At 60.6% G+C, this 15,582-nt stretch carries 13 protein-coding genes; 7 read left to right on the plus strand and 6 right to left on the minus strand.

Annotation, left to right across the window (positions count from 1 at the left end; all coding sequences use genetic code 11):
• Positions 1–19 precede the first annotated feature (19 nt).
• The 3 genes from TSACC_RS10550 to TSACC_RS21825 all read right to left on the minus strand — a co-directional run bounded on the left by TSACC_RS10550 (position 20) and on the right by TSACC_RS21825 (position 3,704).
• Complete coding sequence (locus TSACC_RS10550; protein WP_202815948.1) at positions 20–2,584, minus strand: protein kinase domain-containing protein; 2,565 nt, start codon at positions 2,582–2,584, stop codon at positions 20–22.
• A gap of 130 nt (positions 2,585–2,714) precedes the next feature.
• On the minus strand, positions 2,715–3,455 hold the full coding sequence (locus TSACC_RS10555; RefSeq protein WP_075079267.1) for an RNA polymerase sigma factor: 741 nt from the start codon (positions 3,453–3,455) through the stop codon (positions 2,715–2,717).
• Positions 3,456–3,545: 90 nt separating this feature from the next.
• Complete coding sequence (locus TSACC_RS21825) at positions 3,546–3,704, minus strand: hypothetical protein (protein ID WP_153811387.1); 159 nt, start codon at positions 3,702–3,704, stop codon at positions 3,546–3,548.
• Between the two features lie 59 nt (positions 3,705–3,763).
• Here TSACC_RS21825 and TSACC_RS10560 point away from each other — a divergent pair, with 59 nt between their 5' ends.
• The 4 genes from TSACC_RS10560 to TSACC_RS10575 all read left to right on the plus strand — a co-directional run bounded on the left by TSACC_RS10560 (position 3,764) and on the right by TSACC_RS10575 (position 7,520).
• Positions 3,764–4,789, plus strand: a complete 1,026-nt coding sequence (locus tag TSACC_RS10560) for a helix-turn-helix transcriptional regulator (protein WP_169809606.1) — start codon at positions 3,764–3,766, stop codon at positions 4,787–4,789.
• A 50-nt stretch (positions 4,790–4,839) separates the two neighbouring features.
• Entirely contained in the window at positions 4,840–5,388 is a 549-nt protein-coding gene (locus TSACC_RS10565; protein WP_084400368.1) for an NADH-quinone oxidoreductase subunit NuoE family protein, read from the plus strand.
• Positions 5,385–6,761 carry an NADH-quinone oxidoreductase subunit NuoF gene (gene nuoF / locus TSACC_RS10570; protein WP_237763941.1) on the plus strand — a complete coding sequence of 459 codons (1,377 nt, stop codon included), beginning with the start codon at positions 5,385–5,387 and terminating at the stop codon, positions 6,759–6,761. The genes TSACC_RS10565 and nuoF overlap by 4 nt, the downstream gene beginning before the upstream one ends.
• Positions 6,762–6,905: 144 nt before the next feature.
• A complete protein-coding gene (locus tag TSACC_RS10575; protein ID WP_237763942.1) occupies positions 6,906–7,520 on the plus strand; it encodes a hypothetical protein in 615 nt (204 codons plus the stop codon).
• A 15-nt stretch (positions 7,521–7,535) separates the two neighbouring features.
• On the opposite strand, the gene TSACC_RS22115 is transcribed toward TSACC_RS10575, so the two are convergent.
• Positions 7,536–8,186 (minus strand): exopolysaccharide biosynthesis protein, encoded by a 651-nt coding sequence (locus TSACC_RS22115; RefSeq protein WP_169809607.1) that lies wholly within the window; start codon positions 8,184–8,186, stop codon positions 7,536–7,538.
• Positions 8,187–8,306: 120 nt separating this feature from the next.
• Between TSACC_RS22115 and TSACC_RS10585 the strand changes: the two genes are divergently transcribed.
• From TSACC_RS10585 to TSACC_RS10595, 3 genes are all read left to right on the plus strand, one after another.
• Complete coding sequence (locus TSACC_RS10585) at positions 8,307–10,178, plus strand: GreA/GreB family elongation factor (RefSeq protein WP_075079271.1); 1,872 nt, start codon at positions 8,307–8,309, stop codon at positions 10,176–10,178.
• Positions 10,179–10,279: 101 nt separating this feature from the next.
• Entirely contained in the window at positions 10,280–11,560 is a 1,281-nt protein-coding gene (eno, locus tag TSACC_RS10590) for a phosphopyruvate hydratase (RefSeq protein ID WP_075079272.1), read from the plus strand.
• A gap of 136 nt (positions 11,561–11,696) precedes the next feature.
• Positions 11,697–12,041 (plus strand): FtsB family cell division protein, encoded by a 345-nt coding sequence (locus TSACC_RS10595; protein WP_075079273.1) that lies wholly within the window; start codon positions 11,697–11,699, stop codon positions 12,039–12,041.
• A gap of 419 nt (positions 12,042–12,460) precedes the next feature.
• On the opposite strand, the gene aroB is transcribed toward TSACC_RS10595, so the two are convergent.
• Both aroB and TSACC_RS10610 read right to left on the minus strand, forming a co-directional pair.
• Positions 12,461–13,531, minus strand: a complete 1,071-nt coding sequence (aroB, locus tag TSACC_RS10605) for a 3-dehydroquinate synthase (RefSeq protein ID WP_075079275.1) — start codon at positions 13,529–13,531, stop codon at positions 12,461–12,463.
• A gap of 6 nt (positions 13,532–13,537) precedes the next feature.
• Positions 13,538–15,577 carry a carbon starvation CstA family protein gene (locus tag TSACC_RS10610; RefSeq protein WP_075079276.1) on the minus strand — a complete coding sequence of 680 codons (2,040 nt, stop codon included), beginning with the start codon at positions 15,575–15,577 and terminating at the stop codon, positions 13,538–13,540.
• Positions 15,578–15,582: the final 5 nt, after the last annotated feature.

A 15,582-nucleotide genomic window follows, 5' to 3' on the forward strand; every position in this document is an offset into this window, starting at 1 on the left:
GTCATTCCGGCGCGCGGGTTTATCCTGCGATCCGAATGGCGGCGGTGATGCCGACGACGAGGGCAATGATCGCGACCAAGGCGCCGACCGCGATCTTCCAGCCGAGATCCTTGTCGGCCTCGGCTTGTTCCAGCCGGAATTTTTTGTCGACAGGAGTCTCGTCGCTCCACGCATTTTCCCACGAGTTCGCCCGAACGACGAAGCAGTCGGCGAGGATGTCGTGCAGCGCCTGTTTCTTGCGCGTAAATGCAGCCATGAGAAAACCTCCGAGAAGCGGAATGAAGGAGAGGATCTTTGCGAGATTGCGGCCGATGGCATTCGGTATGGTCACACGCCCGCCGCGTTTGTTGATTACCCGCACACCCATGCACATCTTTCCGATGGAGCCCTGGTATCGACTGCTCTCCATCAGAATCCAGTAGATCAACAGAGCCATCGCTGTGAGGTTTGTGTTGCTGGCTGGCGGGATGCGTGCTCCGGTCTGGGGATCGATCCGGATGCGATCGTTCTTCGTATGGGAGGGATCGGATGGGATTGGCTCCTTGTAATAATAATGCCACCGGCCGAGTACAATCGTCTCAATGACCCTCGCGTTGGGGGCGATCTTTTGATCTTCGTAGGAGCGTTCTGAAGTGAAGAGGCCGAACGGTGTCTCTACCATGGCGGAGCCTGGCGAGATGAGGGCCAGCACGACAATGATCGGGAAGATCGCAAACTGGACCAGATAGCAATCGATGACCAATGCGACGAGGCGGCGCATGAAGCCTGCAAAGAGATCGCTTCCCGAGGTGGTACGAGGAGGGCGGGAGATCGCCGGGCTGTTTCGCTGGGTGATCGGGCGGATGATATATCCGACCGCGAGCCACTCGCCCTTGGACTGGCGGCCGAAGGTGACGGTTTCAAGAGCTGCGGGCAGCCCCTCGAAGGAAGCTTCAAACTGCACCTCCCGCCACTGCCCGGCGAGGCGGGCTTTCTCCGAGATCATTTTGCGGTCGAGCAGTTTGCCCAGCGGACCTCGAATGCTCTCAAGGCGTGAAACCCACTCCTCCCTCGGCACCCTCGTACGGAAGTACGGCGCTGCATTTTCCCAGCTCTGCACATAGCCACCCGTGTCGATCAGGGAAAGCCATAGCCTCATGCTGGAGAGACATGAGGAAGGGGCGGCGGGAGGCGGACTCTCGGCGCGGTTTTGTCGTTTTGCCCAATGGGTCACACCGAGAAACACGGCGAGAAAAGGCAGCCAGATTACCGTGCTGCCAAAGACCAGCCACGGCTGGATCTGGGTAAATAGCTGGCGGAGCATTGCCGAATCGTGATGGCTGCTGTCGAAGATGTGTACGCCGAGAGCTTGGCCTCCAAGCGCGAGATATCCGATGGCCAGGCCGCCGACCGCGAAGGGGGCGCAGGCGAACCCGCCGAAGGCGATGATCAGGGCGATCGTCATTCCGCCGCAGGCGACGATGCCCGCAGCCAATCCGCCTATAGCCAGCACGCCTCCGGCGACTCCTCCGACTGCGATGACGCCGTAAGCCGCTCCGCCGATGGCCAATACGCCTGAAGCGGTATCGCCCATGGCGATGATCCCGCGGGCATGACGCGGTCTGCCGGTTTGGGGATCGATTCCGGAAGTCACATGCACCAGCGGCCAGCCGAAGAGCGTGCGTCGGGATTTGTACTCCCAACCGTGGTTTTGCGCAGGAGGATTTGGGGTTGGAATTACCTGATCCCTCTCGAGGGATTCGAGCTGGGTTTTGATCTGGCTCGCCTGTCCGTAGCGGAGGTCAGGGCTGCGCTCCAGAGCGCGAAGCACGATTTCGTCGAGGCGCACGTCGATCTGCACTTTCCTCGATGGCGGCTCGATGGTTTTGCCCGGCAGTTCGCCGGTGAGCATCTGGTAAAACACCACCCCGAGCGCGTAGATGTCGGCACGATGGTCGACCTCGCCCGGAGCCTCGATCTGCTCCGGTGGCATGTAGGACGGCGTGCCCATCACCCTGGCGTCGGTCGAGAGGTTGAGCAGGTCGGCAGGATCGGCCGCGCTGCCGATGATCCGGGCCAGCCCGAAGTCCGCCACCTTCACCTGTCCCCGGCGGTCGATGAGGATATTCTCCGGCTTGATGTCCCGATGAACTATCCCGTGATCGTGCGCATACTGTAGCGCGTCGCAAATCTGCGGCACCACCGCCAGCGCCTCCCGGGTCGAGATGCGGCCATTGGCGGTCAGTTGCCGGAGGTTCACCCCATCGACGAACTCCATCAGGAAATAATAGAGCCCATCCGCGCGGCCGAACTCGTAAAGGGTGACGATGTTCGGATGATTGAGCTTGGCCAGGGCGCGCGCTTCGCGCGTGAAGCGTTCGGCAAAGGCCGCGTCCTGCCCGATGTCGGGAGGGAGAATCTTCAGAGCGACGAGACGGTCGAGTTCCCGCTGGCGCACTTTGTAAACCGCCCCCATGCCGCCTTGGCCGATGAATTCCAGGATTTCCAGCGCGGGAAACTTGACTCCGAGTTCGTCGATGGGCGGGGCCTGGAACGCATGAGGCCTTTCATCGCTTCCGGTGGCGGTCGCGAAGGCGGCCTTCATCAGGCAGGCGGGGCAAAGGCCCTTGGGCGCGTCCTCGGTCTGAGCAGTCCCACAACTGGGGCAGGTGCTTGGGGAATCCATGGTGTCTGCTCGGTACTTCAGAATTTCCCGCCGATTGTTACAGGCATTCCTACGCTCCTGACAAAACCTGAAAGAGGTGGCGCAGTTCTTCGTCGACCTCGTCCTCTGAGCCGACGGTTTCAGCGACCTCGGAGCGAATGAGCTGGCGGTAACGCTGGCGCAGGCGATGGACAGCCACGCGCGCCGCTCCTTCGGAGATACCGAGCTGGCTGGCGGTGGCGGCGTAGTCGATCTCTCCGCGTCCGCTCGTCAGCAACGGTCGGAGAATGTCGGCCCAGGCGGTTTTTCCTTCGCGGGAAAGATCGTCCTCGAGACGGCACAGAACATTCTCCAGCAAGGCGAGCGCCCAGTTGCGCTCATACAGGATATCGGGAGATGCGGTGTGGGCAGGTTCCCGGGAAAACCGAGTCTCCGCGGACTCTTCATCCAGGGAGAGGATGGGAAGATGACCGCCGCGTTTCTGGGCGTGAGCGCGATGCCACTCATTGGCCAGAAAGCGCTTCATCGCCGTCAGCAAAAACGTGCGGAACCTGCCGCGCGTGCGATCAGCCGATGCGACCCATTCACCCTCCAGCAATCGGAGGAAGAACTCCTGGGTCAAATCCTCGGCGTCGTCGGGAGAATGGCCGGTGCGCCGGGCAAAGGAGTAAAGCGGATACCAATAAATCTGACAGAGGTGCGAAAGGGCATGATGCGCCTCGGTGGCAGCGCCGGTTCCGGCCTTGACCACGAGCGACCAGCGGGTGGTCGCGAAGCAGCCGTGTCCGTCAGATGTCTTGGGAGCGTTCAATACCGGGAGATTACGGAAACGGGCGCATTTGTTACAGCCAGGACCGTATTCAGTTCTCTCCGGGACGCTCGGGAGTCCGCTGCTCCTCGCCTAGCTGCGGGCCAGTTGCTCGCGGAGGCGGCGGATCTGGACGAGAAAATCGGCTTCGTCGCGGGTCAGGCGGGAACCGGGCAGGGCGAGCTCCATCTGCTGGTAAACCGGGCGGGACTTGCGGGTCATCTGCGAGAAGAAGGACTGGATGTTTTTCATAACGCAGTTGACTTTGCCGCAGGGGGTCGGACATACCATGTCCGATGCCTCCGAAAAGTTTGGCAAAATTAAAAAAAACCACCGCAGAGCCGCCCGTCGCCCGAGGTTTGGCGGCGAAGGCGGCCCGTCCTCCGCTCGTGCGCATGGTGCGCATCCATGAGGCGCTGACGGCGGAGAAGTATCCGAATTGCTCCACCATGGCCCGCGACCTGGAGGTGACGACCAAGACGATCCAGCGCGATATCGAGTTCATGCGCGATCAACTGGCGCTGCCCATCGAATACGAGCCGGTCGAGCGGGGGTATTACTACGCGGCCTCAGTGGCGCAGTTTCCGATGGTGACGGTAAGCCAGGGCGAGCTGGTCGCCCTGCTGGTGGCGCAAAAGGCGGTCGAGCAGTACAAGGGGACGCCCTTCGAGCGCCCGCTCAACGCCGCCTTTGACAAACTCGTGTCCAGCCTGGGCGAGGAGGAGAATATCTCGCTGCACGAGCTTTCCGAGGCGGTGTCGTTTCGCACTACCGGCGTGCCGCACGGGCAGATCGCGACGTTTGAGGTGCTGGCCGATGCGGTGATGAAGCACCAGCGGGTGGAGTTTGACTACATTTCCATGACGGCGAAGACCTCCGAGCGGCGATCGGTCGAGCCGTACCATCTGCCCTGCATCGGGAATCAATGGTACCTCATCGGGTATGACCGGAACCGCAACGGTATCCGCACCTTCGCCCTGCCGCGCATCCAGGGAGCGCGAAATCTGGGGAAGACCTTCGAAAAGCCCGAGGATTTCTCGGTGGCGGACATGCTGGAAGGGAGTTTTTCCGCCTTCCAGGCTGGCAAGACCGAGACGGTACGGCTGTCCTTCACCCAGGCGGTGGCCCGGCTGGTCGAGGAGCGCCAGTGGCATAAATCGCAGAAAATCCGCACCATGCCGGGCGGTAAGCTGGAATTGTCCATGAAAGTGGGCATCGCGCCCGATCTGATCGCCTGGATCCTGGGGTGGGGAGGGGAGGTCGAGGTGCTCGATCCGCTCTCGCTTCGGGAGAAAGTTCGCAAAACCGGGCAGGAAATCGCCGGGAAAAACTTCTGACGCATCGTTTTGCTTGAAGCCAAACCGGGAAAACCGCAAAACGTCTGACCATGACCGAGACTCCCGCCGATGCTGCCGCCACGACTGAGCGGCAAGCTGACAAGGTGACTCCGCAGTTTGAGGCGGAAATCGACGAAATCGTCACGCATTACCCTGTCTCCAAGCGCAGCGCATCGCTCCCTTTGCTTCACTACTGGCAGAACCACTTCGGCTTCGTCGACGACAGCGGCATCGAGTGGATCGCCGCCAAGCTCGGCCTCCAGCCCATCAATATCTATGAGCTGGTGACGTTCTACCCGTGGTTCCGCCGCGAAGCCGCTGGCAAGACCATCATCCGCGTTTGCCGCACGCTCGCCTGCGCCATGGCGGGCGGCTACGAGGTGCGCGACCAGTTTTGCAAGGCGACGGGCATCGACCCGCACCACCATCACCACGGCTTTGGCATCGCGCCCCCGACCTCGGCGGATGGCAAGTTCAGCGTGGAATTCGTCGAGTGTCTGGCCAGCTGTGGCAGCGCTCCGGTCGCGCTGATCAACGACACCCTCCACGAAAACATTTCCCCGGAAGCAGTTCCCGGCATCGTAGAAAAACTCAAATGACCGACAAGCCATTCGTCATGCCCGCACCGCATCCCAAGGAGCGGCGCGTTATTTTTGAAAACATCAGCAAGGAGGGCTACGATGCCTCCATCGACACGTACCTCGCCCATGGCGGATACGAGTCGCTGAAAAAGGCGATCACCATGCAGCCTTCGGCCATCATCGACCAGGTGAAGGCCTCGAATCTCCGCGGTCGTGGCGGTGCGGGTTTCCCGTGCGGCACGAAGTGGAGCTTCATCAAGTACGACGACGGCAAGCCGCACTACATCGTAGTGAACGGCGACGAGTCGGAGCCCGGCACGTTCAAGGATCGCTACATCCTGCACTTTGACCCGCATCAGCTCATCGAGGGTCTGGTGATCTCGGCCTTCGCGACGAACACCCGCCTTTGTTACATCTACATCCGCTGCGAATTCCCCGAGGCGGCCCGCATCGTGTGGAACGCCATCAAGGAAGCCCGCGCTCGTGGCTTCGTGGGGCAGAACATTCTCGGCTCCGGCTTCGACTGCGACATCTACGTCCACCAGGGCGCCGCAGCCTACATCTGCGGTGAGGAAACGAGCCTCCTCGAGTCCCTCGAGGGCAAGCGCCCGTATCCGCGCATCAAACCGCCGTATTTCCCGGCCGTGCTGGGCCTCTACATGAAGCCCACGATCGTGAACAACGTGGAGACGATCTGCCACGTGAAGCACATCATCCGTATGGGTCCCGAGGAATACGCCAAGATGGGGACTCCCGGCGACGGCGGCACCCGTACCATGTGCGTGAGCGGCGACGTGATGAAGCCCGGCTTCTACGAACTGCCTGCTGGAGCGGTGACGCTCGGCGAACTGATTTTTGACATCTGCGGCGGGCTCAAGCCCGGTCGCAAACTCAAGGCCGTGATCCCCGGAGGCAGCTCCGCCAAGGTCATGCGCGCCGACGAGGTCTACAAGATCAAGGTGAAGGGTGCGGACGGCCAGATGGTCGACAAGGAAGTGCCCATGCTCGACGTGGTGATGGATGCGGCCAGTCTCGCCTCCGTCGGCACGATGGTGGGGTCCGGCGGCGTGATGGTCATGGACGATTCCCGCGACATGGTCTGGGCGCTCAACAACCTGAACCAGTTCTACGCCCACGAGAGTTGCGGCCAGTGTACGCCGTGTCGCGAAGGCAGCCTGTGGATGAAGAAGATCACCACCCGCATGATGGATGGCGGCGGACGCGCCGCTGACCCGGCCGAGCTCAAGAGCGTGGCCGACAATATCGCGGGCCGCACGGTTTGCGCCTTTGGTGAAGCCTGCTCCTGGCCGACCCAGAGCTTCCTCGCGAAATTCCCCGAGGAGTTCGACAAGGTCGCCACCAGCGGCACGCCCGTGCCGGTGCCTCACTAGGCTCCGAACGTCAGACTTTCCAAGAAGGCCCGGTGAAAACCGGGCTTTTTTGTTTCGGGGAACCGACTCCGACCGAGAACAACCCGGGAACATGAAGACAATGTGCTTGTATGTGGTTTCCCAAGGCGTCTACTTCCCAAAAACATGCTGCGCACTTTGTGCTCGAGTCTGGTAGCCGTGATTTTCTCTGCCATCTGGGTTCCTATTTCCGTCGCAGAGGAACCAATGGATATTCAGCTCTCTTCCGAAAAGGGAACCTATCGGAAGGGCGAATCGATCGTTTTTCACCTCTCGGTGAAAAATCGCTCAGAGCAGGATGTACCGGTGCTTGTTCGACTTTACGATTGGGCGGATCTGAAAAGGATGGAGGACAATTACCTTGAAAGGAGAAGCGAGCTTCAGCGACTTGCAGCGGAGAAGGATCCTCCAGAGTCTGTGACGCGTAAGTTGGAGAATCTCAGGAACCTGGCAGCCGACTACCGGGCTGAAGGTGGGGTCCGACCGCTCGGGGAACTGGAAGTATCGAGTGCGCCAGGCGCTCAGAGCAAATATGACGTCGATGGCCTCGACTGTGGAACTTTCCTCAAGAGTGGACGGATGCCTGCGGGAGAAAAGGTGAACTCATCTTTCTGCATTCCGGCTCCGATGGTGCCGGGAACCTATAATTTTTCCTGGCGACTGGTATCTGCCAGCAAAGGCAGCGTATGGAAACGGGGAAAAGCCGTGTCGAACGCCGTGACTGTCCAGATCGTCGAATAGGTCGGATCGCCAAAGCTAGAAAAGCCCGCTGAGGAATTTCCATAGCTGGACGGCTCCGGCCTTTCCGACGACGGCGATGGCGGCGACGTAGACTGTCGCGAGCGCGGTCAGGGCGTAGCCCCAAAGGATGGTGCGGCCGTCGCGTTCCATTGAGCCAAGAGAAAGGAAGATGATCGCGAATCCCGGAATAGTATTTGTCAGCGGGAAGGGCGGGGGAATGGGGAGGCTGAGGAGAAAGCCGGCCAGCGCAATGGTCAGGCCGGTGACCATCGTCATGCCGGGAGTGTCCAGGACCGCCGACATGCGGGGACGCACCACGCGCTCGATTTTTCGGTGAACTCGGCAGCCATAGGTCACCATACGTTCCAGTGAGGGGTAGGAGAGCGAGCGGTTTAAAATGAATCCCGGCAGCCACGGACGGTGTCCGAAGGCGATCCGGACGCCGCTGAGCATGATGGCGAAGCCAAACGGGATCGAAATTCCGGGAATTGTCACCGGGGCGAGAAATGGCAGGCAAAGCAGGATGATCACCATTTGCAGCCCCCGGCCCTGCAGGGCCTCCACCATGTCCCGAATGCGCATCGGCTGGCCATTTGCCTCGCGGAGGAGCCTTTCGAGGGCATCGGAAAGGCGTTCAGAGGGCTCTGTGGCGAGGAGGGAAGACATGAAGGGCGGAATAAAACACGAGATCGCGGGGACGGCAAATGACTTCCGGCAAGGCACTTCAATCAGAGGAAAATGCAGTTCGCCTTGCAGCGGACGCAATTCCATCAGACAACAGAGGTGATGAACGAAGAACTGCAAAACGCTGTGGATGCAGGAAAGCTCTCCCAGGCGGCTGCCGAAGCCCTGGAAAAGCTCGCACCCGGCGAATTCTGCCAGCACAAGAGCTGGGGTTTTGGAAAGATCGCGGAATGGAACCTTATCACCGGACAGGTGATCATTGATTTCAAGGGCAAGAAGGGCCACCCGATGCAGGCCCAATACGCAGCCGAAACGCTGACGCACATCCCGGCCGGCCACATTCTCGCTCGCAAGGCGGTCGACCCGGCTGCGGTGAAGGCGGAGGCGGCGGAAGACCCGGTGGGGCTCACTCGTTCGATCCTCAATGACTTTGGCGGCAAGGCGACGGTCGAGCAGATCACGACCTCTCTCGTGCCCGAGGTTTTCGACGCCCCTTCGTTCAAAAAGTGGTGGGATGCCGCCAAGAAGAAGCTCAAGGCCGATGGCCACTTCCAGCTTCCCGCGAAAAAGACCGATCCGGTCGTGCTGCTCGCCTCCCCGGAGGCTCCGACGAGCGGATTGCTCGAGCGGTTCCGCGCTGCGCGCCATCTGAAGGATCAGATCGCCGCCCTCGACCAGATCGTCAAGGCTCTTCCCGACTTTACCGATGCCAGCGAACTTCAGGTGCTGGTGACCCAGATCGAAGCCGCCGCCGCCAAGGTGCGCCGCCTCCAGCCCGCGCAGGCGCTGGAAATGCTCCAGGCTCGCGATGAAATCATTGCCCGCCACCCGGCGATCAAGACGGGCGAGGGTGCCCCGAGTGTGGCCGAGATCCTCAAGGGCGAGCAGCCCCGTCTCCAGGAGCTCTTTGCCGCTCTCCCTGCCATCAAGCAGAAGAAGGCCGTCGAGCAGTTTCCGGTTGCCTTCGGAGACGAATGGCTCGATGTGATTTTCCGCGTGATGCAGGAAGCTCCGAACCGCCTCGTGGTCGAGATCAGCCGCATCGTCGAGAAGGAAGGCCGCCAGGAGGATCTCCGCCTCGTGCTGGCTCGCTGGATCAGCGAGCGCTCCGCCTCTTCCGAAATGCTCATCTGGCTTTGCAAAGAGCGTGGTGCGTCGTACCCGGAGCTCTTCAATCACGACCTCCTCGGCGCGGTCTTCAGTGCTCTTGAGCGCGACCAGCTTGCCGAGAAGCGCGGAGCCCGTCTCCACGACCTTCTCTTTGAAGATCGTGAACTCATCGGTGAACTCCTCACCACGGCCGAGCACGACGAAGTCCGCGACGCCCTGCGCCGCCTCCTTCTCACGCCCGTCTTTGAGGATCTGAGCAAGCGCTCGCTCCTCGCCCGTATCGTGAAGATTTACCCTGAGCTCCAGTCCATGATCACCGGCGATAGCGGTGAGCGGCAGGAGACCCTTACCGTTTCCTGGGCCAGCCTGGAGAAGCGCAAGGAAGAGCACGAGGACCTGGTCAACCGCCAGATCCCACAAAACATCCGCGACATCCAGATCGCCCGTTCCTACGGCGATTTGCGCGAGAACTTCGAGTTCAAGTCGGCCAAGGAGCAGCAGCGCGTGCTGGCCCGCCGTCGTGCGGAGTCCGAGCGCGATCTCGGCCAGGCTCGCGGAACGAACTTTGAGAACCCCGACACGACGCAGGTCTCCATCGGCACGGTCGTCACTCTGAAGACCCCCGACGGCGCTATCGAGGTGTACAGCATCCTCGGGGCGTGGGACAGCGCGCCGGAGCTCGGTATCGTCTCCTACAAGGCGGCGATCGGGCAGGCGCTCCTCGGCAAAAAGGTGGGCGAAAGCGTCCAGCTCCCGGCCGAGTTTGGCGTCCACAACGTCACCATCGAAAAGATCGAACCCTTTACCAACCTCGACATCCTCGCCGAAAAGGTGCACGTCCTCGCGAAACCATCGGTTTCGTAAAAATGGTTGGGATAAGACAACACATGTGCATGGAATCTGCTTGCCTCAAACAGAGCGCCAGCGATGCTTTCCTGCGCTAATTACAAGCACACACACAAATAATGTCCGATACTGTCATCACCTCGATTACGGCTCGCCAAATCATTGATTCGCGAGGCAATCCCACTGTTGAAGCCGACGTAGAACTCGCGGGCGGCGCGATTGGCCGCGCTGCGGTGCCCAGTGGCGCCTCGACCGGCGAGCATGAGGCTTGGGAACTGCGCGACGGCGACAAGGGAGTCTACCTTGGCAAAGGCGTCCTCAAGGCTGTCGAGAACGTCAACGACATCCTCACTCCCGAGCTCGTAGGCCTCAACGCCCTCGACCAGGTGCTCATCGACAAGACGATGAACGCCATCGACGGAACGGAGAACAAGGGTAAGATCGGCGCGAACGCGATCCTCGCGGTTTCGCTCGCCACGGCCAAGGCCGCTGCCGAACAGCTCGGCATCCCGCTCTTCAAGTACCTCGGCGGACCTAACGCCAAGGTTCTCCCGGTGCCGATGATGAACATCCTCAACGGCGGCGCCCACTCGGATGCTCCGATCGACTTCCAGGAGTTCATGATCATCCCGAAGAAGTTTGACACCTTCTCCGACGCGCTCCGCGCCGGTGTGGAAGTCTTCCACGCCCTCAAGGGTGAGCTCAAGAAGCGCGGTCTTTCCACCGCCATCGGTGACGAAGGCGGCTTCGCCCCGGCTCTCTCCTCCGCCGAGGACGCCCTCGACTCCATCGCCAACGCCGTGAAGGCCGCTGGCTACAAGTTCGGCGAAGAGATCTTCATCGCTCTCGACTGCGCCTCCAGCGAATTCTACGACGCCTCCAAGAAGGCCTACGTCTTCAAGAAGTCCGACGGCTCCGTCCGCACGGCTGAGGAACTCGTGGCCTACTACAAGACCCTCGTCGGCAAGTACCCGATCGTCTCGATCGAGGACGGCTGCTCCGAGAACGACTGGGACGGCTGGAAGCTCCTCACCGAGGCCATCGGCGACAAGGTTCAGCTCGTTGGCGACGATCTTTTCGTCACCAACGTGTCCTTCCTCCAGAAGGGCATCGACCGCGGCGTGGCCAACTCGATCCTCGTGAAGGTGAACCAGATCGGTTCGCTCACCGAGACGCTCGACGCCATCGAACTCGCCAAGGAACACAACTACACTGCGGTCATCAGCCATCGCTCCGGCGAGACCGAGGACACGACGATCTCCGACATCGCTGTCGCGACGAACGCCGGCCAGATCAAGACCGGTTCGCTCTGCCGCACCGATCGCGTGGCCAAGTACAACCAGCTCATTCGCATCGAGGAACTCCTCGGCGACGACGCTGTGTACGGCGGCAAGTTCTAGTCCGCTAGTCGCAATCGTTACTTCGAAGACCGGCTGGGAATCTCCCAGCCGGTCTTTCTTTTCGCCGGATCACGGCGCATTTAATTAGTCAAGCCAAAGGGTTGCCTAAAAATCTCAATCCCATTATCATTCGCCAATGAGGTCATCGGTCGAAACACGCCGCAAACGGAAGGACGCCACCTTCCTCAAGGCGCTGAACCGTGTCCTGATGGTCCTCGTTTTCCTGGGATTTCTCGCGATTGTGGCCTTCTGGTTTTATCCGGAGGTGACATATCGCAACAAGCTCGTGGCGCAGCTTGAGGACAAGAAGATGCATCTCGCTTCGCTCCAACTCACACAAAAGCAGCGCGAGCGGGAAGTGTATCTGCTCCAGAATGATCCCGAGTATATCGAGATCATCGCCCGCGACAAACTCGACCTGATGAGACCGGGCGAAACGATCTACCGTTTTGACTCCGCCCGCGCGGCATCAGATAAATAAGGTTTCAAGTATGCAACTCCCTGGCGGGAGGCCAGCCAAGCACCTGTCGCGTCATGGCGCTATGGATAACGAGCGTTTGCTGGACGCACGTCGCAAGAATCGTTGAGACTCCGCTGAGGGCGAAGCCCTGGACCCTGGCCCACGGGCCCTTGAGGAGAAGAGCGAGGCACAGGCCGAATGAAACGAGCCACCGCGGAGCCACAGCGGAGCCACAGCGACACGGGAAGCGAATTCCCGGAGAGGAAAACGATTTCGAGAGCTCCAGTGGTCAGGGCGATCCGGTATGGCCACGCTCTCCGCAGCCCAGTGTTTTTTGGAGGGGGACTACTCCAAGACCGTCGGAATGGTTTTTTCTGATCCTCTGGCATTCAGGGAAGCCAGCAGCGAAAGGACAGATGGAGACTTGATCCCGGGGAAAATCAACGGAGGCTTTCGATGGCTTCGCGGAGATCCTCCTCGGTCACGTCCTTGGAGACGAAAGCCTCGCCGAGTTCCGGAACCACGACGAACCGAATGGCTCCGGATTCGAACTTTTTGTCCCGGCTGAGGGCTGCCAGCAGGGTATCGGTGGTGATGTCCGCAGGGAGGGATGTCGGGAGATTGTAGGCTTTAAGAGCCGTGATGATTTTTTCCGCGGATTCCTCGGAAAGGTCGGCTTTCTTGACCGAGATGCGGGCCGCTGCGACGAGGCCGAGGCTGATGGCTTCGCCATGCAGGTAGCGCCCGTATCCCGCGGCGTTCTCGATGGCGTGGCCGATGGTGTGACCGAAGTTCAGGAGAGCGCGGAGCCCATGGCGTTCGAATTCATCTTCCGCGACGATGCGGGCCTTGATCTTGACGTTACGGGAGATGAGTTCGCCAAGGTCCGGGGATGTCTCGGCCAAGAGGTCTTCCAGCATTGCCGCGTCACGAATGGCGGCATGCTTGATAATCTCGCCAAAGCCTTCATTGAATTCCCGCTTGGGCAGGGTATCCAGCGTATTGACATCAGTGATGACAAGAGATGGCTGGTGAAATGCACCAAGCAGGTTTTTGCCCTTGCGGGAGTTGACGCCGGTCTTTCCTCCGAGTGAGCTGTCGACCTGAGCGACGACCGTGGTGGGAATCTGGACGTGCGGGATGCCGCGATAAAAAATGCTGGCAACAAATCCGGCGAGATCGCCGATAACCCCGCCGCCCAGTGCGATCACTGCGCTCCGTCGGTCAAGTCCCGCCTCGATCATCTGATCGCAGACATCCTCGATGAATCCCAGTGCCTTGGAGGGCTCGCCCGGGGGTACAATGATCGTTGTGACCTCGAATCCTGCTGCTTCCAGGCTTGTCTCCACCGTCTCTGCATACAGGGGAGCGATATTGCTGTCCGTAATGAGAGCGCAGCGTGAAGCAGGCAATACCTGGCTGATGAACTCTCCTGCGCGGCGGAGAATATCATGGCCGACGATGACTTCGTAGGGATTACGGGAAATAAGGACAGGAATGCGAGCAGCCATGGGAGGTCAGGAAGCTTGGGCGAAAATCGGAGGCTCCTCGCGGAGCGGGATGGACTTACCTTGCACGATAAGCTGCCACCATACCCGGGCGCAGGAGAGGACAACAAGCAGAACCAGTATGAGAAACGCGGCAGTGACGCCGGTATTCACGTAGTTGTTCATCAGGAGGTGATTCCAGGTGGCGAGCTGCTCGGGAGTCCCGCCGGCGGCCAGCTTGGCCTTGAAGTCGGCGGCTGCACTGAGGAAACCGAGGCGTGGGTCGGCGCTGAAAATCTTCATCCAGCCCGCTGTCATCGTGACGATTGAAAGCCAGACCAGAGGAAGAAGAGCCACCCAGACATACCGGATGCGATCCATCTTGATCAGGACAGTGACGCCCAGAGAAAGCGCGATCACGGCGAGGAGCTGGTTGGCGACGCCAAAGATCGGCCAGAGTGAATTGATCCCGCCGAGTGGATCGAGCACGCCCTGGATGAGGAAGTATCCCCAGGCCGCGACAAAGGCGGCGGAGGCGAGGAAGTTACCCAGAGCGAAGTCGGTGCGTCCGAGTGGCTTCCAGATATACGCCAGGAGGTCCTGGACGAGAAATCGCCCGACGCGGGTGCCGGCGTCGATCGTGGTGAGGATGAACATCGCCTCAAACATGATGGCAAAGTGGTACCAGACCGAGATGGCGGCCTTGCTGCCAAAGACGCCGGCAAACATCGAGGCCATGCCAACGGCAAAGGTGGGAGCGCCACCTGTGCGGCCGACCATATTGGCCTCGCCGACATTCTCGGCGAGCTGGGTCATCTGCTCAGTCGTGACCGGGAAGCCGAGCGCCGTGACTTTTTGGACGACGGCGGCAGGTTCGCCTTTCATGTTGATGGCGAAGTATTCGCCGGGAGGCATCGCGCAGGCGGCGATGAGGGCCATGATGCCCACGAGCATTTCCGTGATCATCGCGCCATAGCCAATGACACGAATGTCTTTTTCACTTGTGATGATCTTGGGCGTGGTTCCGGACGCGATAAGGGCGTGGAAGCCTGAGACCGCCGCGCAGGCAATCGTGATGAAGGCGAAAGGAAAGACCGGGCCGGCAAAGACCGGCCCTGTGCCGTCTATGAACTTTGTCAGCGCGGGCATCTGGAGCTTCGGAGCGAGAATGACGATAGCGACGCCGAGAAGAGCGACAGCGCCGATCTTCATGAACGTGCTCAGGTAATCACGAGGAGCGAGCAGCAGCCAGACGGGGAGGACGGAAGCGAGAAGGCCGTAGCCCATGATGCCCCATGCGAGCTTGAGTTCCTCGGCGGTAAGTGGGCCTTCCAGCGGAGAACCCTTGATCCATTGTCCGGCAACGACCGAGGCGATGAGGGCGGCAACACCGAAGATGCTGACCCATCCCACGGACATCTTGAACATCCGCAGGGCGATGCCCATGAGCATGGCGATCGGGATCGAGGCGAGAATGGTAAAGAGGCCCCATGGGCTTTCCGCCAGCGCCTTTACCACCACCAGCGCCAGCACGGCCAGCAGGATGATCATGATGGCGACAATGCTGATGAGGGCGATGAATCCGGCAAAGGGCCCCACCTCGTCTCGCACCATCTGGCCGAGAGACCGACCGCGTCGACGGACGGAGCAGAAGAGAATAATGCTGTCGTGCACCGCTCCACCCAGGGTGGCGCCGACAAGAATCCAGAGCATACCCGGAAGAAACCCGAACTGCGCAGCGAGGACGGGGCCGACCAGTGGGCCAGGGCCGGCGATGGCAGCGAAGTGGTGGCCAAAGACAATCCACCGATTGGTGGGTACGTAGTCCTTGCCGTCCTCATTGGTAATCGCAGGCGTCAGGCGTGCGTCATTGAGCGTGAGCACCTTGGCCATCAGCCAGGCGGAATGGAACCGATAGGCGAGGGCAAAGACACAGACCGAGGCAATGACCATCCAGAGAGCACTGACGTGCTCTCCTCGGGCGAGGGCGAGAATGGCCAACGAGGCGGCTCCCGCGAAACACACGGCGAGCCACCCATAGAACGACCACCGGTGGAGGACGGAAGTCATGGTGA

Origin of the sequence: Terrimicrobium sacchariphilum, assembly GCF_001613545.1 — a bacterium.
GTDB classification, from domain to species: Bacteria; Verrucomicrobiota; Verrucomicrobiia; order Chthoniobacterales; family Terrimicrobiaceae; genus Terrimicrobium; species Terrimicrobium sacchariphilum.